This is a genomic window from Pseudomonas sp. GM21, assembly GCF_000282215.1.
Classification (GTDB): Bacteria; Pseudomonadota; Gammaproteobacteria; order Pseudomonadales; family Pseudomonadaceae; genus Aquipseudomonas.
The window spans coordinates 112339-133441 of record NZ_AKJS01000080.1; the positions used below are offsets into that span (position 1 = coordinate 112339).

Sequence of the window (21103 nt, forward strand, 5' to 3'; positions counted from 1 at the left end):
CTTCTAAAAGTTGGATCCGACACCTTGGGCCACACATCTGCTGAAGTTTCATCCATCCCCACGGCTGTCACCGCATGTCTATCCGCCAAACCGTGGCCTTGCGCAACACGCTATACTCCCGCTCTTTTTTCCGGAGCGACGTCATGTCCCTGCCTAGCCTGCGCCTTAAAGCCAACGCCGACCGTCGCCTGCGAAACGGCCACTTGTGGGTCTACAGCAACGAAATCGATGTAGCCGCCACGCCTTTGCACGGTTTCAAGGCCGGTGACCAGGCGATCCTCGAAGCGGCTGGTGGCAAGCCGCTGGGCATCGTTGCCATGAGCCCGAACAACCTGATCTGCGCCCGCCTGTTGTCGCGCGACATCAAGTTGCCGCTGGACAAGTCGTTGCTCGTTCACCGCATCAACGTCGCCCTGTCGCTGCGCGATCGCCTGTTCGACAAGCCGTTCTATCGCCTCGTCTACGGTGACTCCGACCTGCTGCCAGGCCTGGTGGTCGACCGTTTCGGTGACATCCTTGTGGTGCAGATCGCTTCGGCGACCATGGAAGCCCATAAAGAAGACGTGATCGCCGCGTTGACCCAAGTGCTCAAGCCAAGCGGCATTCTGTTCAAGAATGACTCCGCCGCCCGTGATGCCGAAGGCCTCAACCGTTACGTCGAAACCGTGTTCGGCCTGGTGCCGGAGTGGGTGGCGCTGGAAGAAAACGGCGTCAAATTCGAAGCACCCGTCATGCAAGGCCAGAAAACCGGCTGGTTCTACGACCACCGCATGAACCGCGCACGCCTGGCCCCGTATGCCAAAGGCAAACGCGTATTGGACCTCTACAGCTATATCGGTGGCTGGGGTGTGCAAGCCGCCGCGTTTGGCGCCAGTGAAGTGTTCTGCGTCGACGCTTCCGCGTTCGCCCTCGACGGCGTCGAGCGTAACGCCGCGCTGAACGGTTTCGCCGACAAAATGACCTGCATCGAAGGCGACGTGTTCGAAGCCCTGAAAGAGCTGAAAGCCAGCGAAGAACGTTTCGACGTGATCGTGGCCGACCCTCCGGCATTCATCAAACGCAAGAAAGACATGAAGAACGGTGAAGGCGCCTACCGTCGCCTGAATGAGCAAGCCATGCGCCTGCTCAGCAAGGACGGCATCCTGGTGAGCGCTTCGTGCTCGATGCACCTGCCCGAAGACGACCTGCAAAATATCCTGTTGACCAGCGCCCGCCACCTGGACCGCAATATCCAGTTGCTGGAGCGTGGCGCTCAAGGCCCGGACCACCCGGTTCACCCTGCCATCGCCGAGACTCGCTACATCAAAAGCATCACCTGCCGCCTGCTGCCAAACAGCTGATCACGCCGGCTTGACGGGGAGCCGATCGGCTCCCAGTTCTATCATCCGACATTCAATGTCAAAACTTCCTACACTTGCAGTCCTTGAGACTTGCAGGACATTTCTCTGTATTTTTTATTTTAGAGAATATGCCTTACAAAGTTTATTCAGCCCCTCGATTGATCCGACAAAATTACTAGAACTTTCCTACTCAATCTCTCCTTGATAAGGACTCATTAGCAACTATGATTGAGTTGTCACACAGGAGTGACGCTCACTATCAACGAAAAGGAGTTCCAAACATGAAAGCAATTACTCTGGAAGCTAACAACATCGCCAACCTGGCTTTTCTGGTTGCACCCAAAGCCCGCTAAGTAAATGAAGCGCTGGGGAGTGCCGGCTACCCAGCGTTCTCTATGGAAAACTCCAGAGTGAACCGCCTACCATGCAGATAAACCCTTATCTCTTCATGCTTCCTCGCACGCCTGGTCTAATAGTTTGGGATTACAAAAATCATAAACAGTATGAACTGGACCTTGAGCATTCAACCCGGCTTGCAGAACTCATCAACAAACCGAACAGATTCAATAATAGAAACAGCATAGATATACAACTTCTTGAAGCAGGAATACTCACCACATATACACCTCCTATAATTGAGTGGGGCTGGGATGACCTGTCGAAAATATTCCATATCGGCACCAAGAACATCCCCTGCCAACATACCCCGCAAGATATTCATGAATGGTCCAGAGAGTATCTGAACCATTGCAGCGAAGTCCTGGCCACAACGACCCCGGACACGCGACTGGCGGAAAGCCTGGCAGGCGAACTGATTACGCTGCCGAAACCTGCATGCCTGCCGCAAGGCTCTCTGGCAAATACCCTGATCAACCGGAAAACCTGCCGAACCTTCACCGGGGATTCCCTCTCACTTGAAGGGGTCAGCACACTGCTCTACTTGTCCCTGGGCTACTTGCGAGAACGGGAAGATGACGTCGATGAAAGCGTTGCCGAAGGACTTGGCGCCCGGCGTACCAGTCCATCCGGGGGTGGGTTGAACGCCTGTGAGGGGTTCCTTCTTGTACAAAATGTCAGCGGCCTGAAACCCGGGTTCTATGCCTACCATCCCACCGAACATGCGTTGAGCTTCGTCAACCCACTGCCAAGCAGGCCGTTGGGGCAACTGCTGTGCGGGCAACACTTCATCAATAACTTGCCAGTCGGGCTGTTCATCACTAGTCGATTCGACAAGCTGTGGTGGAAGTATGAACACTCGCGCGCCTATCGAATGGCCTACGTTGAAGCCGGGCATATTTCCCAGACCTTCCAGTTGGTGGCCACCTCACTCGGATTGAACACCTGGCTGACCGGTGCGCTGACGGACGATCAGGTCGAAACGCTGCTGGGTCTCAATGACAGCGCAGAACAGCCTTTGTTTTTTGTCGGTTGCGGCAAGAGCAACGGCGACGTGATGTGCAAGGAGCTCAAAGCGCTGCTGAGCCCTCAGGACTCGCAACCATGACCGGTCCACTGATTGACCAGTCATCGCTTCCCGCCAGCTGGGCCGAGCGTTTCACCCTCGGCGACTGGGATAACCGGGCCGCCGTGCGAACCAGCAGGCACACCTATGTATTACCGCAGGATGTTGAACAGCAGCTGGAAACCCGACACTGGTTTCCACCAGCCTTCCTGCCGTATCTGAATCACCCGGCAGTCAAAGAAGCCGGTCGGGCAATCTCGCATCGCCTGTCGGCCAATCATCTGGTGTATTTCCTCGACTACACCACCTTGCTCGAACACCGCATCGTCAACCGATCTGTCGAAACCATCGTCCATGGCGAACTCGGCGTGTGCGTACCCCAACGCATGAAAAAGGCCGCGCTGCAGCTGTACACCGACGAGGGGTATCACGCCTTGTTTTCCAATAACCTCGCCGAACAGGTTGTAGCTCACTACGGCTTGGTCGATCGACCGGTCATGCCGCAGCGAATCACCCGACTGAACACCCTGCTCGACCGCACACCCGACAGGTACAAGCCACTGGCCTGGTTTCTCACCGGTTTCGTTTCCGAGACGATCATCGCCAAGGATCTGCTCGACATCTGTCGTGACGCGTTGGTGTGCGGCGTTCAGGAAATGCTCAGGGACCACCTCGCCGACGAGGCACGGCACAGTCGCTATTTTTCCGAAGTCTTCCACCATCTATGGCTACACCTGAACAGCGCACAACGCCTGTTCTGCGCCGGACTGTTGCCAGAGATCATTCGGGTGTTCTTTGAGGTTGATGAGCGTTGGCTGCGGGCAAGCTTTCGCAGCGTCGGCCTCAGGGAGTCAGCCTGCGCGGACATCATCGAAGGGCTATCGGACGCACAAGCCTGCTTGCAACGCGCCCGTTCGGGCGCCAGCGCCACTCTGAGCGCCCTGAACAAATCCGGGTTCTTCGATCTGCCTTTCAACCGGCAACTCTTCACCAAGGCAGGGCTATTCGATGAATGAAGGAAACGATACAGCCCATGGTGAAAAACATCGGGCCATGTTCATTCTGTTGATGACCATGACGCTGCTTGGAGTTTTCCCCCTCGATGTGGTGCTGCCGTCCTTTCCCGATCTGGCTGACTACTTTCAGACCTCGCCATCCGCAATTGCCCTGTCTGTCAGCGTGTTCGTCATCGGTCTGGCATTGGCTGTGGTGCTGGTCGGGCCATTGTCGGATAGATGGGGCCGCAAGAAGCTGCTGCTGGGAGGCATTGCTATCGCGACAATTGGAGCGACTGGTTGCATGGTCGCCAGCGACTACCGCTGGTTTTTGTTCTTCCGCGTGATTCAGGCGATTGGCTGCGGATCATTTTCATTGTCACAGGCGCTGATACAAGACCTTTTTGCCGGTCGAGAACGCGAGCGCATCAGGATCTGGATGGTGACGGCTGGCGGAGTGTTCATTTCAGTTTCGCCACTTCTGGGAACCTGGCTGCAATCGTGCTTTGGCTGGCAAGGCAGTTTTTATGTATTCATTGCACTGGCGGTTATTGCCTGGCTAGGCGCCTACCGGCTAATCAAGGAAATCCCGTCTGCCCACAGAGCGCTACACAAGGGATTTTTCAGTGCTTATTGGCGCCTGTGTTCGGATGTACGCTTCATGGGCTACTGGTTGATTTCGGCCCTGGGCTTCGCCTGTCATTTTTCGTTCATCGTTACTTCGCCCATCATTTTCATGGAACGTCTGGCGCTTTCGCCGTATGAGTTCGCCTGGACATTGTTGCTGTATGGCGTGGCCTATGTATTCGGCGGAGTATTAGCCAGCGTGCTACATCGATACCTGCAAGCCAACACCCAGATCATTATCGGCCTGGGCCTGATTGCGGTTTCAGGCGGGGTGATGCTATGGCTGAATCGCCAGTTCGGTCTTTCTGCGGCGACGGTGTTGATCTCCATGCTGATTTGCACCATCGGCACCACCATTGCCAGGCCAATCGCCAACTCCAAAGCCATGAGTTTCTACCCGGAAAATGCCGGGGCCTCCACCTCGGTCGGGGGCATGCTGATTTTCATGTTCGGCGGTGTAACCAGCTCGGTAATCAATCTGATGCCCGAAAACCTGACCACGACTCTGGCTCTGGGCTTTCTGACACTGAGCATTGCCGGGCTTGGAGTGAACGCAGTGATCAATCACAAGACTCAACAGGCACTCAGTACCGGGTGAAACGTGCCAGTCGTCATTCCGCACGCTCCGTCTGCACTGGATCAACGCTTCCCGGCATTCCCTCCTGACGCCAGCCGTGTAGAATCGCGACATTCATCGCCAGTCATCCCCCGGCGGGTTTATGAGCTCAAGCTGAAGCGCGCGGCGATCCCGCAAAGTTATCGGCAACTTCCGGACACACGGCCATTTCTGAGTGTTCCAGACGTCAATAGAAGCTCACTTCCCTTTTGATACCTGATTAGCCGCCCGGAGTGCTTCATGCCTGATTACCGCTCGAAAACATCCACCCACGGCCGCAACATGGCCGGTGCCCGCGCACTGTGGCGCGCCACGGGGATGAAAGATGACGACTTCAAAAAGCCGATCATCGCCATTGCCAACTCGTTCACCCAGTTCGTACCGGGCCACGTCCACCTCAAGGACCTGGGCCAACTGGTCGCCCGCGAAATCGAACGCGCCGGTGGTGTTGCCAAAGAATTCAACACCATCGCAGTGGATGACGGCATTGCCATGGGCCACGACGGCATGCTGTATTCGCTGCCGAGTCGCGAAATCATCGCCGACTCCGTCGAGTACATGGTCAACGCCCACTGCGCCGACGCCATTGTCTGTATCTCCAACTGCGACAAGATCACCCCTGGCATGTTGATGGCGTCCCTGCGCCTGAACATCCCGGTGATCTTCGTCTCCGGCGGCCCGATGGAAGCCGGCAAGACCAAACTGGCCAGCCACGGTCTCGACCTCGTCGACGCCATGGTGATCGCCGCCGACTCCAGCGCTTCTGACGAGAAAGTTGCTGAGTACGAGCGCAGCGCGTGCCCGACGTGCGGTTCGTGCTCCGGCATGTTCACCGCCAACTCGATGAACTGCCTGGTCGAGGCCCTGGGCCTGGCATTGCCGGGCAACGGTTCGACCCTGGCCACCCACAGCGACCGCGAGCAATTGTTCCTGCAAGCCGGGCGCACCATTGTCGAGCTGTGCAAGCGTTACTACGGCGAAAACGACGAGTCGGTACTGCCGCGCAACATTGCCAACTTCAAGGCGTTCGAAAACGCCATGACGCTGGACATTGCCATGGGCGGCTCCACCAACACCATCCTGCACTTGCTGGCCGCGGCCCAGGAAGCCGAGATCGATTTCGACCTGCGCGACATCGACCGTCTGTCCCGTCACGTACCGCAACTGTGCAAAGTCGCGCCGAACATCCAGAAGTACCACATGGAAGACGTGCACCGTGCCGGCGGGATCTTCAGCATCCTCGGCTCGCTGGCCCGTGGCGGCCTGCTGCACACCGACCTGCCGACTGTGCACAGCAAGACGCTGGCCGAGGGCATCGCCAAGTGGGACATCACCCAGACCGACGACGAAGCCGTGCATCACTTCTTCAAGGCCGGCCCGGCAGGCATTCCGACGCAAACCGCGTTCAGCCAGTCGACCCGTTGGGAAACCCTGGACGACGACCGTGAAAACGGCTGCATCCGCAGTGTCGAGCACGCTTACTCGAAAGAAGGCGGCCTGGCCGTTCTCTACGGCAACATCGCGCTGGATGGCTGTGTGGTGAAAACCGCGGGCGTCGACGAATCGATCCACGTCTTCGAAGGCAACGCGAAGATCTTCGAAAGTCAGGACAGCGCCGTGCGCGGCATCCTTGCTGACGAAGTGAAGGCCGGCGACATCGTGATCATTCGTTACGAAGGCCCGAAAGGCGGCCCGGGCATGCAGGAAATGCTGTACCCGACGTCCTACCTGAAATCCAAAGGCCTGGGCAAAGCCTGCGCCCTGCTCACCGACGGCCGTTTCTCCGGCGGCACCTCGGGCTTGTCCATCGGCCACGCTTCGCCAGAAGCAGCGGCTGGCGGCGCAATTGGTCTGGTGCAGGACGGCGACAAAGTGCTGATCGACATTCCGAACCGCTCGATCAACCTGTTGATCAGCGACGAAGAAATGGCTGGGCGCCGTGCCGAGCAGGATCAGAAAGGCTGGAAGCCCGTGGAAAAACGTCCACGCAAGGTGACCACCGCACTGAAAGCCTACGCCCTGCTGGCGACCAGCGCCGACAAGGGTGCGGTGCGTAACAAGGCGATGCTCGACGGGCTGTAAGCGTCAATCGCAGAAATAAAAATGCCCCGCCAAGTGCGGGGCTGATCGTTCCCACGCTCCCGCGTGGGAATGCTTCAAGGGACGCTTCGCGTCCAGTGACGCGGAGCGTCGCGGGCTGCATTCCCACGCAGAGCGAGGGAACGATCAGCTTCAGTGCTTACTGAATCTCTTCCGGCTTGACGATCACCCAGTTCTTGTCCGCCGTGACTTCCAGCCCTTCCTGGGCCTGGGCCGCAGCGTTCTTGGCCATCATGCCGTTAATCTGAGTCATGTATTTGTCTTTGCGGTTGACCCACAAGTGGATGCCGCCCTTCTTCACGTCAACGCTGTGGAACAGCATGTAGCCGTCGCTGCTCGGGGTGTCGCCACCGACCAGCACCGGTTTTTTCCACTGATCGATGTAGGTCAGGATTGCCGCTTGTTTACCAGCCATCCAGGTCGCCGGGGTCCACAGGTACGGGGTCAATTCGAGGCCAAGGTTAGCCTTCTCGTCATACTTGCCCGCAGTGATCTGCTTGCGCGCGGTGGTCAGTTCGCCGGACTTCTGGTCCTTGAGCAACAGGCTTACGCCGATGACGTTCTGTGGTTTGACGTTGTAGCCGTACTTGGGATCGGAGGCGACCATACGCACCAACTCTTCAGAGGCGGCGGTCATCACGTAGACCTCGATGCCGTTCTCCATCAGTTTGTTGTACAACTCGGTCTGGCCGGTGAAGACTTTCGGCGGGTTAACGTCGAGTTTTTTGACGACGTCGCCTTCGTAATAAGTGGTGGGCACTGGCTTGCCGGACGCCATCAATTCTTCGACATAACCTTTGAGTTCCTTGAGCGTGAAGCCGGAGAACACTTGGGCGACCCAGGGGTAGCACACCATGTCGTCGAGTTCGCAGAGGCGGTAGTAGTAGCTGAACAGACTTTCCTTGTGGTCGGCGGTGTCTTTGAACGGAATCAGTTTCAGAGAGGGGTCGAGTTTGTCGCGGGTGATCAGGCCCTTGTTTTCCATGAACGGCAGCAACGACTCTTCCAGGTCGTAGCGGTAACTGGTGTTGTCCATGTCGAACACCGCGTAGTTACCTTTGTTGGCGTTGGCGGCAATCATTGCGTCCAGCGCCTTGGCCTGATCGGCCGGCCAGTGTTTCAAGTCGGTGGCGAATACCTGGCCGGCAAGGCCCAGGCAAAGTGCGGCAGCCAGTAATTTCGGTACTAATTTCATCGACATGCTTCTCCTTATTAAACGTCCCTGAATTTGGAAGACATCCACGCTAACAAATAAGTGTGACACTCCTCGTCTGCCAGCGACCGCTACCGTACCCATCACGCCAACTGCATCCCTGACAGCGACACCGGCTTATTCCAAAAACGACAGACACCCTCTGTTTTTGATATTAATTCATTAGATATCAAGCTGTTAGGCTTGCCGGCTCGCGGCTGCCCCGGAAGGTAGCTGGCACATGTCTGATCGGAGTGTTTATGAATCTGCCGCTGATCCTCAATCTGCTGGTGTTCCTTGCCCTGCTGTTTGGCCTGGCACAAACCCGTCACTCCACCTGGAGCCTGGCGAAAAAAGTCCTGCTCGCGCTGGTGCTGGGCGTGGTGTTTGGTGTGGCGCTCCACACCGTTTACGGCACCGGCAATCCGGTATTGAAAGCCTCGATCAGCTGGTTCGATCTGGTGGGCAACGGTTACGTGCAGTTGCTGCAAATGATCGTGATTCCACTGGTGTTCGCCTCGATCCTCAGCGCCGTGGCCCGCCTGCACAACGCGTCGTCCCTGGGCAAGATCAGCTTCCTGACCATCGGCACACTGCTGTTCACCACCACCCTGGCGGCGTTGATCGGCATCGGTTTGACCAACCTGTTTGGCTTGACCGCTGAAGGCCTGGTGGCCGGCACTCAGGAACTGGCGCGCCTGCAAACCATCCAGTCCGACTATGCCGGCAAGGTCGCCGACCTCAACGTGCCGCAACTGCTGCTCTCATTCATTCCGCAAAACCCGTTTGCCGATCTGGCTCGCGCCAAGCCGACCTCAATCATCAGCGTGGTTATTTTTGCAGCGTTCCTCGGAGTCGCTGCGCTGCAATTGCTGAAGGATGACGTCGAGAAAGGTCAGAAAGTGATCAACGCCATCGACACCCTGCAAGCCTGGGTGATGCGTCTGGTGCGCCTGGTGATGAAACTCACCCCGTACGGTGTACTGGCGCTGATGACCAAAGTGGTCGCCGGCTCCAACCTCCAGGACATCATCAAGCTCGGCAGTTTTGTGGTGGTGTCCTACCTCGGTCTGGGCCTGATGTTTGTGGTTCACGGCGTGTTGGTGTCGGCGGCCGGGATCAACCCGCTGCGGTTCTTCCGCAAGGTCTGGCCGGTGCTGACGTTTGCCTTCACCAGCCGCTCCAGCGCCGCGACGATTCCGCTGAGCATCGAAGCGCAGACCAGCCGTTTGGGCATCCCTCAGTCCATCGCCAGTTTCGCCGCATCGTTCGGCGCAACCATTGGCCAGAATGGCTGTGCGGGCCTGTACCCGGCGATGTTGGCGGTGATGGTGGCGCCGACCGTGGGTATCAACCCGATGGACCCGCTGTGGATTGCAACGCTGGTGGCGATTGTGACGCTGAGCTCGGCCGGTGTAGCAGGCGTGGGCGGTGGCGCGACGTTTGCCGCGTTGATCGTGCTACCGGCCATGGGCTTACCGGTTTCACTGGTGGCGTTGCTGATTTCGGTTGAGCCGCTGATTGATATGGGGCGTACGGCGCTGAACGTCAGTGGTTCGATGACGGCCGGGGCGATTACCAGCCAGATCATGCAGCAGACGGATAAAGAACTTCTGGGTGCGGATGAGCATTCGGAGTTGGTTCACGCTTAAATTCTTTAGCGTCTGATCTGGCCTCATCGCCAGCAGGCTGGCTCCCACAGGGGATTTGGGGGATTACACAATCTGTGTTTCACCTCAAACTCACTGTGGGAGCCAGCCTGCTGGCGATGCTTTTAGGCTTTTTCCCAGACTTCGAAATTGTACGCCGGCTTATCGCCTTCAGCCGGATTCGCCACATTCGACACCAGTTTCCACTGGTTCAAATCAAACTCCGGAAACCACGCATCCCCCTCCGGGCTCAGCGCCACGCGCGTCAGGTACAACCGGTCCGCCTGAGCCATCCCCTGCGCATACAACTGCGCGCCGCCAATCAGCATCAGTTCATCGACGCCCTGCTCTTTTGCCCAGGCTTCGGCGCGAACCACGGCGGCCTCCAGCGACGGATAGACTTCCGCGCCTTCCAGCACCAGATCGAGCTGACGGCTGACCACGATGTTCAACCGCCCCGGCAGCGGTCGTCCGAGGGAATCCCAGGTGTTGCGACCCATGATGATCGGCTTGCCGAGGGTGGTGGCCTTGAAGTATTTGAAGTCCCCCGGCAAGTGCCAGGGCATGCTGTTGTCGACGCCGATCACGCGGTTTTCACCGAGGGCTGCGATCAGGCTGAGGGGGAGTGATTTAGTCATGCCGACGAGGATACCAGAGCCATCCGTACCCCGATAAGCGCCACAGCGGTTATGCTCACAGCTCAATGGAGCGACGGGATGGCGCGTGACTGAACTGACTGGATTGCAAAACCTCTGGCTGACCGAAACCGTACGCCTGCGTGAAGAACACGCCGGCCCCCTGGAAGATCTGGAAGCCAACCGACTGGCCCGCAGCGCCGGCGGTGACCTGCCGACACGGATTCAACGTCGGGCCATTTGGCTGGCCGAACGCGATGGTTTGGCCAGCGCCCTCCAGCACTGGCTGCAAGGCGCGCGGTTGGCGCTGATCGTGCTGGCAGTGCTGGCGGTGGTCAGCGGCGCCGGTCTGGCCTTTGCCGCGATGGGCGACGGACAGTTCCCGGTGAACGTGTTCTGGGCCTTGGGCAGCCTGCTCGGGCTGAACCTGATTCTGTTGCTGAGCTGGGCGCTGGGCCTGCTCTTCGCCGGCGAACAGGGCGCCACCCTCGGGCGCTTATGGTTGTGGCTCAGCGAAAAACTCGCCCGCGATGCCAAAGCCGCACAACTCGCCCCGGCCCTGCTGTTGTTGCTACAACGACAGAAACTCAATCGCTGGGCCATCGGCACGTTGGTCAACGGCCTGTGGCTGCTGGCAATGCTCAGCGCCCTGGCGATTCTGCTGACGTTGATGGCCACCCGGCGCTACGGCTTCGTCTGGGAAACCACTATTTTGAGCGCTGACACCTTCGTCGCCATGACTCAGGCCCTCGGCGCGCTGCCGGCCCTGATCGGCTTCAGCGTACCCACCGTGGAGATGATCCGCGCCAGCGGCGACGCTGCGCTGAACATCGAAAGTGCCCGTCAGGCCTGGGCTGCCTGGCTGGTGGGTGTCCTGCTGATCTACGGAGTGCTGCCGCGTCTGCTGCTGATGCTGTTTTGCCGGTGGCGCTGGAAAATCGGCCAAGCGAAATTGCATCTGGACCTGAACTTGCCCGGCTATGCGCAACTGCGCGAACGATTGATGCCCACTAGCGAACGCCTGGGTATCAACGATGCAGCACCGGAGAAACTCCATCGTGTGGAACGCGGTGTCACTGATCAGCAAAGCGACGGTGCCCTGCTGGTCGCCATCGAGCTGGATGACCAACGCCCATGGCCGCCGCAACTGCCGAAAACCGTGGGCAACGCCGGCGTTCTCGACAGCCGTGAATCGCGCAATCGACTCCTCGAACAATTGAGCCGCTTTCCACCCGCGCGCCTGGCCATCGCTTGCGACCCACGTCGCTCGCCGGACCGTGGCAGCCTGGCGCTGATCGCCGAACTGGCGCGCAATGCAGCGGCCACCCGCGTCTGGCTGTTGCAAGCACCACCTGGCGAAGCGCTGGATGCCGAACGGCTGGGCGACTGGCATATAGCGCTGCAAAACCTGGAGCTGCCGTTCGCCGATTGCGCACCGCTGAACTGGCTGGAGAGCGGTCATGACTAATGCCTGGAAGGCACCGTTGAAGCTGGCCGTGGTCGGCCACACCAACGTCGGCAAAACTTCATTGCTGCGCACGTTGACCCGTGATGTCGGTTTCGGCGAAGTGTCCCATCGCCCCAGCACCACGCGCCACGTCGAAGGCGCGCGCTTGTCGGTGGATGGCGAGCCGTTGCTCGACCTCTATGACACGCCCGGCCTGGAAGACGCCATCGCCCTGCTCGACTACCTCGAACGCCTGGAGCGTCCGGGCGAGCGCCTCGACGGCCCGGCACGCCTGGCCAGATTCCTTGAGGGCAGTGAAGCCCGGCAGCGCTTTGAGCAGGAAGCCAAAGTGTTGCGGCAACTGCTCACCTGCGACGCCGGCCTCTACGTGATCGATGCCCGCGAACCGGTGCTGGCCAAGTACCGCGACGAACTGGAAGTGCTGGCCAGTTGCGGCAAGCCGCTGCTGCCGGTGCTGAATTTCGTCAGCAGCGCCAACCACCGCGAACCGGATTGGCGCGAAGCGTTGGCGCGTCTGGGCTTGCATGCCCTCGTGCGTTTCGACAGCGTCGCCCCGCCGGAAGATGGCGAACGTCGCCTCTATGAAAGCCTGGCCCTGTTGCTGGAAAACTCCCGTGAACAGCTTGAGCGATTGATCGCCGATCAACAGGCTCAGCGCCTGGGCCGTCAGCAAAGCGCGGGGCGGCTGATTGCCGAGTTGCTGATTGATTGCGCCGCCTGCCGGCGCAGCGTGGCCAGCGATGCGGAGCAGGAACAGCACGCCATCAGCGAACTGCACAAAGCCGTGCGCCAGCGCGAACAGCGTTGTGTTGAGGCGCTGCTCAAGCTTTACGCGTTTCGCCCGCAAGATGCAGCGGCCAGTGATCTGCCGCTGCTCGATGGTCGTTGGGGCGATGATCTGTTCAACCCGGAAACCCTGAAGCAGCTCGGTGTGCGGGTCGGCAGCGGGATCGCCGCCGGCGCAGCAGCCGGGGCCGGAGTCGACTTGCTGGTGGGCGGTCTGACCCTCGGTGCGGCAGCATTGGCCGGCGCGATTGCCGGCGGCGCACTGCAAACCGCGCGCAGCTATGGCAGTCGGTTAATGGGCAAGATCAAAGGCCAACGAGAGCTGACCATCGATGACAGCGTGCTGAGACTGTTGGCATTGCGTCAGCGCCAACTGCTCCAGGCGCTGAACGCGCGCGGGCACGCGGCAATGGACAGCATTCAGGTCGCCACGCCGCAGGACAAGACCTGGCGCGAAGGCAAGTTGCCCGAAGCCCTGAACAAGGCTCGGGCGCATCCGCAGTGGTCCTCGCTCAACCCGCAGTCAAAGCTGAATCAGGGGGAAAGGCAGGAGCAGATTGAGGTGTTGGCGCAGCAGTTGTAGAGCTTGAGGCTTTGCGGTGATCCTGCTGATCCCTTCGCGGGCAAGCCCGCTCCCACAAGGGCAACGGTGAACTTGTGGGAGCGGGCTTGCCCTAATGCCAGTCAGTTAAGCCAAACCGCACTTTGTAGCAGCTGGCGAAGCCTGCGTTCGGCTGCGTAGCAGTCGTAAAACCTGAGTTTGCGGTCTTCCTGAAACACCGCATCGCCTGATTTCACGACTGCTGCGTCCGAACGCGGCCCGAGCCGAACGCAGGCTTCGCCAGCTGCTACGTACAGTGTTATGGCTTAACTGATCGGCATTAGGGCTTGCCCGCGATGGCCTTCATTCGGTCTAAAGCCCGATCACCACCAGCCAACTTTCAAAAACTCGCGCACCAATGCACTGACCCGGCTTCGATCCGTGCGATTCGCCCGGCCATCGTTGTCCACGTCTGTACTCAACACCACCGAGTACACCCCGTCGTTATCAAGGTCGTGAACAGCCGCTTTATAGGCAATTTGCGCCCCTTCATGGAAGTGCAGCCTCACCGTTTCGGGGGTGCCATCGGCGCTGGGGTTTTGCGAGAAGATGCGCAAATGCCGCACCTCGCTTTCGCCAGCGTTGTACCAGGCACATTTCAAATAGGTTGTGCCCAATCGCTTCAACCTGTGCAGGTCCGCTTGCGTGGCTTCGCGCTGTAGCTGTTCATCTTCATAAAAGTGGACGTGCAAGGTATCCGGCTGGCCTTGACCGCTTTGATCCTGTGCGATGACTTTGAGATAACGCATCCATGCGCTCCTGTCGAAAAGTTCAGCCTGGACCTGATCGACTCTACGGTCCATACCCCCAATTCGCTATCGCACGTGGGGCAAGTCAACACACTTCGCGGGACAACAGACCCGCAGCCTTGCGCTTCAAGATGTCGAGATCAGTGAGCGGCACGTGCGTTTCCTTGGCCAACTCATCCCACTGACGCATGCGCAAACTGACCTCACACAGAGGATCCTGCTCGAAGGCTTCAGCCTCGGCAGCATTCATAACGCCGCCCTGATATTCCAGCGTGCGCCGGCTGGCTTCGCTCAATCGTGCGTAGTACCCGGGTTCCTTCAACGTCAGATAACGCTTGGCCTGCACGTGGTATTCCACCAGTCGAGCCATGCGCTCGCTGAACCCAGCGCGGCGCAAGTAGTCGGCGCCCAGCCGTTCGTGGCTGACCACGCCGAAGCCGCCCATATTCTCGGCGCTTTCTTCGCAGATGTGCCCGATGTCATGGAAGAACGCGGCCAGCACCACTTCATCGTCGAAGCCTTCGGCCATCGCCCGTTGCGCGGCTTGGGACATATGTTCGACCTGTGACACCGGCTCGCCGATGTAGTCGCTGTCGCCAAAGCGTTCATACAGACCGAACACCTCGGCGATCACCTGTGCGGGGTTGCCCATCAACGCTCTCCCAACAAAGTCGCCACATTGCGTTCAGCCATCGCCGGTCCGACGCTCATGCCGACGCCAGTGTGCATCAGTACAACGCTCACACCCGGCATCGGTCGCAGTAAGGAGAATGGCCCCGGCCCCCGTGATCCATAAACACCCTGCCAGCGCTCAACCACTTGCACCTTGCAGCCCAACGTCTGCTCGGCCAATTCAATCATCCAGTCGTCCACTTGCTCGGCGTTGAACGGCGAGGGATCGCTGCCGTAGTGGTGAGAGTCGCCGATGATCAATTCGCCATAGGGTGTCGGGCTGATCAGCAAGTGAATACCGTTGTCATGCAGATGCGGCTCGTCTCGCAGAATCTGCGCCTGCACCGCCGCCGCTTCCGGCAGATCGGCAAAGGCGCCGTAGTGCACGCAACTCAAACCGGTGAGCAACGCATGTTGCAGATTGAGGTTGATCTGGGGGCGGGCGCGGAGCATTTGCAGGCGGCAGATTTGCGGGTTGAGCGCGGCAATCGGCTCGGCCAGCAACGTCTGATAATCGTGGCCGGAGCACACGATGATCTGCTCGGCGCTGAAGGTGCCGGCAGTGCTGTGCAAGCGGCCCGGCTCGACGTCGCGGACCAGCGTCGAAAAGTGAAAAGTGACGCCGAGTTCGCGGCGCAGGTAGTCGATCAACGCCGCAATCGCCTCGCGGGAATACAGTTGCTGATCGTCCATCCCGTGCAATGCAGCGCGGTGATGGCTGAACTGGCCGCCGTACAGATCACGCAATGCAGCACCGCGCAGCAGCTCGACGCGGTAACCGTGTTCCACAGCGCGGCCGGCGCAAAACGCCTCAAGCAGATGTTCTTCCGCTTCGGTGCGAGCGAACAGGTACGAACCGTTGCGCTTGAGTTGCAGGCCGGCGAGTTGCGCCCATTGGCCCCAGATCTCACGGCTAGCCTTGGCCAGTTCGAGCATCGGGCCCGGCGGCTGACCAGTAACGAGCGCCTGACCGAAGTTGCGCACCGAGGCGCCCAGGGGCGTTTCGCTGCGTTCGAAAACCGTGACGTTGAGACCGCGTCGGGCGGCGGCGTAAGCGTGGGACAGGCCGAGGATGCCGGCGCCGACGATCAGCATGTCGTTGTGTTGTGTCATGAAGTTACCCCAATGATCGTTCCCACGCTCCGCGTGGGCATGATTCCCGTGACGCTCTGCGTCACAGTGGACGCAGAGCGTCCATGGCTGCATTCCCACGCGGAGCGTGGGAACGATCGGTGTCAGTTACTTGGCAGCCACTTTCTCGGACTTGCCGTCATAGCGCTTGCGCCATTCGGTCAGGATCTCGTCGCGGTTTTTCGAGGCCCAGGCGAAGTCGTTCTTGATCAAGCGCTGCTCATAGTCAGCCGGCAATTCGGTCTGCGGTTTGGCGATACCTGGCTGAGCCAGCACAGCGAAGTTCTCTTTGTACAACTCCATCGCCGCCGGGCTTGCCGAGAAGTCAGCGAGTTTCTTCGCCGCGTCTTCATGCGGCGTGCCCTTGATCACGGCAGTCGCTTCGATCTCCCAGCCCAGGCCTTCTTTCGGCAGGATGATGTCCAGCGGCGCGCCCTGGCGCTTCAACTGAACGGCCGGGTATTCAAAGGAAATACCGATCGGGAATTCGCCAGCAGCCGCCAGTTTGCAAGGCTTGGAGCCGGAGTGAACGTACTGGCCGATGTTCTGGTGCAGACCGTCCATGTACGCCCAGCCCTGCTGCTCGCCGAAGGTTTGCAGCCAGGCGCTGACATCGAGGAAACCGGTGCCGGACGAAGCCGGGTTGGGCATGACGATCTTGCCTTTGTACTCAGGCTTGGTCAGGTCCTGCCAGCTGACCGGTTTAGTCAGGCCCTGCTTCTCAGCTTCGACGGTGTTGAAGCAAATGGTCGCGGCCCAGACGTCCATGCCGACCCAGGCTGGCGGATTGGCGGGGTCGCGGTAGTTGCCACCGATTTTACCGAGGTCCTTCGGCGCGTAACTTTGCAGCATGCCTTGCTGGTCGAGAATCGCCAGGCTCGAAGCGGCCAGGCCCCAGACGGCGTCGGCTTGCGGGCGGGCTTTTTCGGCCAGCAGTTTGGCGGTGATGATGCCGGTGGAATCGCGCACCCACTTGATCTCGACGTCCGGGTTGGCCTTTTCGAAGGCTTCTTTGTAGGTCTTCAGTTGTTCGGCTTCGAGGGCGGTGTACACCGTCAACTCGGTTGGCGCCGCAAAGGCGTTCAGGCTGAAAGCAGTGAGGACAGCAGCGGCCAGGGCCATAGGCTTGAACATGATCTTTTCCTGTTTTTGAGTTGAAGGGCTTTCGGTTTTAGGAGCAGCGAATCAATTGCCGGGCGCCGTTTGCCGCCAGGCCTGGGAGCGACGCAACAAACCGCGCGAAGCCCAGGCCAGCAGCAGGGAGACGCCCGCCGAGGTGATCAGAATCAGGGTCGACATCGCTGCCGCACCGCCGACATTGCCGGCGTCATCCATGTTCAGCACCGCCACCGCCGCGAGGATGGTGTCGGGGCTGTAGAGGAAGATCGCTGCCGAGACGGTGGTCATGGCCGAGACGAACAGGTAGCGCACGATGTCCAGCAACGCCGGCAGGCAGATCGGCACGGTGACCCGCAGGTAGTGCCGATACAGCGGCGCCTTGAGCGACAGCGCGGCGGCTTCGAACTCAGCGTCGAGCTGACGCAACGCGGTGGTCGCGGTCATCTGCGCGGTGGTCAAATAGTGAGCAATGGTGCAGACCACCAGCAGGGTCATGGTCCCGTAGAGCACATGCAACGGGTTGCCGCTGAGGTTGAAAAAGAAGACATAACCCAGGCCCAGCACCAGACCCGGCACCGCCATCGGTACGAAACTGAGCATGCGCAAGCTCAGATTCAGTCCGCGCTGAGCTTTGGTTTTTTCCATCAGGTAAGCGCCGGTGAAGATCAGCACGCTGCCGATCAACGCTGTGCACAGGGCCATCTTCACGCTGTTGCCGTAGGCCAGCCAGCCGCCACCCGCCGTGTCGTTGAACTGGTAATGGTTGAGCGACAACGAAAGGTTGTAGGGCCAGAATTTGACCAGCGAAGAGAACACCGCCATGCCAAACACCAGCAGCAACGCCGCGCAGATCAGCAACACGATAGCCAGGTAGCAGCCGTCGCGCAGTTTCGAGGCCGCTGGTTTGAACACTTGGGCACGGCCGCTCATGGAGTCGCCATGACGTCGGCGCAACCACGCATCGACGCCGAAGCTGAACAGCGCCGGCAACAACAGGACCATGCCGATCAACGCGCCGCGACCGAACTGCTGCTGACCGACTACGGCCTTGTAGGCTTCCAGCGCCAGCACTTGATAGTCACCACCGACCACCACGGGCACACCGAAGTCGGTGATGGTCAGGGTGAACACCAGGCAGAACGCGGCGAACACAGCTTGACGGGTCGCCGGCCAGGTGATGCTGCGGAAGGCTTTGGCAGGGCTGGCGCCCATGCTGGAGGCGGCATCGAACAGTCGCGCATCCGCCAGGGACAGCGCCGACAGAACAATCATCAAGGCATGTGGGAAGGTGTAGATCACCTCACCGAGCACAATGCCCCAGAAGCCGTAAATGTTGTCCGAGAGCAGACCGCGCAATAGGCCCTGATTGCCGAACAGGTAAACCAGCGCAATACCCGGCAGCATCGACGGCGCCATCAATGGCAGCAGCGAAATCCCGCGCCAGATGCCCTTGCCGGGAATCAATGTGCGTTGCAGGGCGTAGGCAAACAGATAGGCCAGCGGTACGACAATCGCCGCGACACTGAGGGAAACCTTGAGGCTGTTACCCAGCAACCAGTGGAAATTCTCGCTGGTCACCAACTCCCGCGCGGCCACCAGACCACCACCCTGCCCGGCCTCCGAACTGAACCCTCGCCAGAAGATCGCCAGCAATGGCATCAAGACGGCGACGCCGAGCAACACCAGCAACAGGACTTTGCCGCCGACCACGAACACCCGGTCGCCGATTTCAGCGCGGGAGGTCTGCCGGACCTGCTTGTGCAGTATCGGCAGCGCGAGGTTCGCGCTCATCAGGCAAACACCTGCAGGCTGCGCGGCGGCAAGGCGACCATGATCTGCTGGGCGCCGAGGCGCGGCATGGCTTCCGGCGCCAGTTCAGCCAACAACGGGTGACCCGGCAATTGGTCGAGTTCGAAACTCATGCGGCAACGGTTGCCGAGGAAAGTGATTTCGCGAACCTTGGCCGCAAACAGGTTTTCTTCATGCACCAGCGGGTTGACGTTGATCGCTTCCGGGCGGCAGAACAAACGGCCCGACGCAGTTTTCGCGCTGCCATCGGCCAGACGCATGTTCAGCCCGCCGACCTGGGCGTGGCTGTCGCTGCTGCGCTGGAACGGCAGCCAGTTGCCCTGGCCGACGAACTCCGCCACAAAGGGGGTTGCCGGGCGGTCGTAGATTTCCTGCGGTGTGGCGTACTGCTCGACCTTGCCGTTGTTCATCACGGCGATGCGGTCGGCCATCAGCATGGCCTCGTCCTGATTGTGCGTGACCATCAGGGTGGTGATGCCGAGGTTGCGCTGCAATTGGCGCAACTCGGTGCACAGATGCTCGCGAACCCGGGCGTCGAGCGCCGACATCGGTTCGTCCAGCAGCAGTAACGAAGGCGCTGGTGCCAGGGCCCGCGCCAGGGCGACGCGTTGCTGTTGGCCACCAGACAGTTGGCCGGGGTACTTTTTCTCACTGCCGAGCAGGCCGACCAGTTCCAGCATCTGACCGACACGCTTGCGCACTTCGTCACGACCGCTGCCCGCGAGGCCGTAGGCAATGTTCGCTTCGACGGTGAGATTGGGGAACAGCGCGTAGGACTGGAAGAGAATGCCGTAGTCCCGCGCCTGAGGGGCCAGATGGGAAACGTCACGATCCCCCAGGTACAACTCACCGCTGTCCTGCTTTTCCAGACCGGCAATGCAGCGCAGCAAGGTGGTTTTGCCACAACCCGACGGGCCCAGCAGGCACACCAGCTCCCCCGCCGCCACGTCGAGGGAAACGTTATCCAGCGCGGTAAAGGCGCCAAAGCGTTTCTGCACGCCGCGCACCTTCATCGGGGCACCGGGGTTGGTCAGGGCAGTTGCGATCGAATGGTTCATGGACAGGCCTCATCAAGCAGATGAAGGCCATCCTAGGGATGTAATGAGTCCGTCATGTGGCAGTGAGGCAAAAATGGCTGATAGTGGTATTCGAGGATTTTGGTTCACCGCTGATCGTTCCCACGCTCTGCGTGGGAATGCCTCTTCTGACTCTCCGCGTTCGGCTCTTGGGACGCAGAGCGTCCCGGGCTGCATTCCCACGCAAAGCGTGGGAACGATCATCAGGCCGGGGCCATTTCCTGCGCCAACCCGAGAAACGCCGCCGGCAGCCGCGCCCCTTTGCGCTCCTTGAGGCAATACAGGTACTCAGGAATCTGCGGCGCATTTTCGATGGTCAGCACCCGCAGTTGCGGATCGTGCGGTACTTCCTGCCGGGCAATGATGCTGATGCCGATGTTGCGCAGCACCGCCTCCCGGATCGATTCACGGCTGCCAATCTCCAGTAACGGCCCGAAACTCACCCCGGCGCTATCCAACAACTCTTCGGTCAATCGGCGAGTGGTCGAACCCGACTCCCGCATCAACAACGTATGCCCGGCCAGCGCACTGAGCGGCACATGGTCATGAACCGCCAACGGATGATTGCGATGCACGGCCAGCACCAGCGGATCGCTGCCGAGCACCCGGCGAATCAGTCGCGCATCGTCGAGCAATTGCGACGATGCCGCGACATCGACCCGATAATCCTCCAGCGCTTCGAGCACTTGCTGGGAGTTGCCGATTTCTACCGACACTTCCACTTGCGGCAAGCGCTCGCGGAAGGTCTTCACCAGATCAAGGATGTAATACGGCGCCGTGGCCGCGATGCGCAACGTGCCCTGGACCTGACCACTGTTGCGCAGGAAAAACTCTATGTCGGATTCCTGTTGTAACAACGCCTTGACCATCGGCAGCAGCCGCGCGCCTTCATCGCTGAGGCTGAGGCGGCGGCCGCCCCGGTAGAACAGTTCAACCGAGTACTGGCTTTCCAGGTTGCGGATTTGCGTCGTCACCGTGGGCTGGCTCAGGCCGAGCTTTTTCGCCGCCAGGGTAATGCTGCCCAGGCGGGCCACCATGTAAAACGCCTTCAACTCGGCACTCAGCACACCCGTTCC

General features: G+C 59.8%; 17 protein-coding genes. 8 read left to right on the plus strand and 9 right to left on the minus strand.

The genetic code is table 11. The features are described 5' to 3' along the window. The first annotated feature begins 143 nt into the window (after positions 1-143). The 5 genes from PMI22_RS16315 (at position 144) to ilvD (ending at position 7122) form a co-directional block, all read left to right on the plus strand. Complete coding sequence (locus PMI22_RS16315) at positions 144-1340, plus strand: class I SAM-dependent rRNA methyltransferase (protein WP_007945535.1); 1197 nt, start codon at positions 144-146, stop codon at positions 1338-1340. A 424-nt stretch (positions 1341-1764) separates the two neighbouring features. Then, positions 1765-2844 (plus strand): SagB family peptide dehydrogenase, encoded by a 1080-nt coding sequence (locus tag PMI22_RS16310; protein ID WP_007945536.1) that lies wholly within the window; start codon positions 1765-1767, stop codon positions 2842-2844. Next, a complete protein-coding gene (locus tag PMI22_RS16305; protein WP_007945537.1) occupies positions 2841-3818 on the plus strand; it encodes a diiron oxygenase in 978 nt (325 codons plus the stop codon). The genes PMI22_RS16310 and PMI22_RS16305 overlap by 4 nt, the downstream gene beginning before the upstream one ends. After that, positions 3811-5022, plus strand: a complete 1212-nt coding sequence (locus PMI22_RS16300) for a multidrug effflux MFS transporter (protein ID WP_007945539.1) — start codon at positions 3811-3813, stop codon at positions 5020-5022. The genes PMI22_RS16305 and PMI22_RS16300 overlap by 8 nt, the downstream gene beginning before the upstream one ends. 258 nt (positions 5023-5280) lie before the next feature. Further along, on the plus strand, positions 5281-7122 hold the full coding sequence (gene ilvD, locus PMI22_RS16295) for a dihydroxy-acid dehydratase (RefSeq protein ID WP_007945541.1): 1842 nt from the start codon (positions 5281-5283) through the stop codon (positions 7120-7122). Positions 7123-7279: 157 nt separating this feature from the next. Here the strand turns inward: ilvD and PMI22_RS16290 are convergent, their stop codons facing one another. Further along, on the minus strand, positions 7280-8335 hold the full coding sequence (locus tag PMI22_RS16290; protein ID WP_007945542.1) for a hypothetical protein: 1056 nt from the start codon (positions 8333-8335) through the stop codon (positions 7280-7282). Between the two features lie 257 nt (positions 8336-8592). On the opposite strand from PMI22_RS16290, the gene PMI22_RS16285 reads away from it, so the two are divergent. Next, positions 8593-9984 carry an L-cystine transporter gene (locus PMI22_RS16285; protein WP_007945543.1) on the plus strand — a complete coding sequence of 464 codons (1392 nt, stop codon included), beginning with the start codon at positions 8593-8595 and terminating at the stop codon, positions 9982-9984. 122 nt (positions 9985-10106) lie between these two features. Here PMI22_RS16285 and PMI22_RS16280 read toward each other — a convergent pair whose 3' ends face one another. Further along, positions 10107-10619, minus strand: a complete 513-nt coding sequence (locus tag PMI22_RS16280) for a dihydrofolate reductase (RefSeq protein WP_007945544.1) — start codon at positions 10617-10619, stop codon at positions 10107-10109. Between the two features lie 85 nt (positions 10620-10704). On the opposite strand from PMI22_RS16280, the gene PMI22_RS16275 reads away from it, so the two are divergent. Continuing rightward, entirely contained in the window at positions 10705-12084 is a 1380-nt protein-coding gene (locus PMI22_RS16275; RefSeq protein ID WP_007945545.1) for a DUF2868 domain-containing protein, read from the plus strand. Next, entirely contained in the window at positions 12077-13453 is a 1377-nt protein-coding gene (locus tag PMI22_RS16270; protein ID WP_007945546.1) for a GTPase/DUF3482 domain-containing protein, read from the plus strand. The genes PMI22_RS16275 and PMI22_RS16270 overlap by 8 nt, the downstream gene beginning before the upstream one ends. 341 nt (positions 13454-13794) lie before the next feature. On the opposite strand, the gene PMI22_RS16265 is transcribed toward PMI22_RS16270, so the two are convergent. From PMI22_RS16265 to PMI22_RS16235, 7 genes are all read right to left on the minus strand, one after another. Next, positions 13795-14220, minus strand: coding sequence for a hypothetical protein (locus tag PMI22_RS16265; RefSeq protein WP_007945547.1), 426 nt, complete (start codon positions 14218-14220; stop codon positions 13795-13797). An 85-nt stretch (positions 14221-14305) separates the two neighbouring features. Then, positions 14306-14872 carry a phosphonate degradation HD-domain oxygenase gene (locus tag PMI22_RS16260; protein WP_007945548.1) on the minus strand — a complete coding sequence of 189 codons (567 nt, stop codon included), beginning with the start codon at positions 14870-14872 and terminating at the stop codon, positions 14306-14308. Continuing rightward, complete coding sequence (locus PMI22_RS16255; protein WP_033049201.1) at positions 14872-16005, minus strand: TIGR03364 family FAD-dependent oxidoreductase; 1134 nt, start codon at positions 16003-16005, stop codon at positions 14872-14874. The genes PMI22_RS16260 and PMI22_RS16255 overlap by 1 nt, the downstream gene beginning before the upstream one ends. 126 nt (positions 16006-16131) lie before the next feature. Continuing rightward, positions 16132-17157: a putative 2-aminoethylphosphonate ABC transporter substrate-binding protein gene (locus PMI22_RS16250; protein WP_007945550.1), complete on the minus strand. Its 1026-nt coding sequence runs from the start codon at positions 17155-17157 to the stop codon at positions 16132-16134. Between the two features lie 51 nt (positions 17158-17208). Then, positions 17209-18933, minus strand: coding sequence for a putative 2-aminoethylphosphonate ABC transporter permease subunit (locus PMI22_RS16245; protein WP_007945551.1), 1725 nt, complete (start codon positions 18931-18933; stop codon positions 17209-17211). Beyond that, complete coding sequence (locus PMI22_RS16240; RefSeq protein WP_007945552.1) at positions 18933-20009, minus strand: putative 2-aminoethylphosphonate ABC transporter ATP-binding protein; 1077 nt, start codon at positions 20007-20009, stop codon at positions 18933-18935. Before PMI22_RS16240 ends, PMI22_RS16245 begins: the two co-directional genes overlap by 1 nt. Before the next feature lie 221 nt (positions 20010-20230). Further along, a complete protein-coding gene (locus tag PMI22_RS16235) occupies positions 20231-21094 on the minus strand; it encodes a LysR family transcriptional regulator (protein ID WP_007945553.1) in 864 nt (287 codons plus the stop codon). Between the last annotated feature and the right edge of the window lie 9 nt (positions 21095-21103).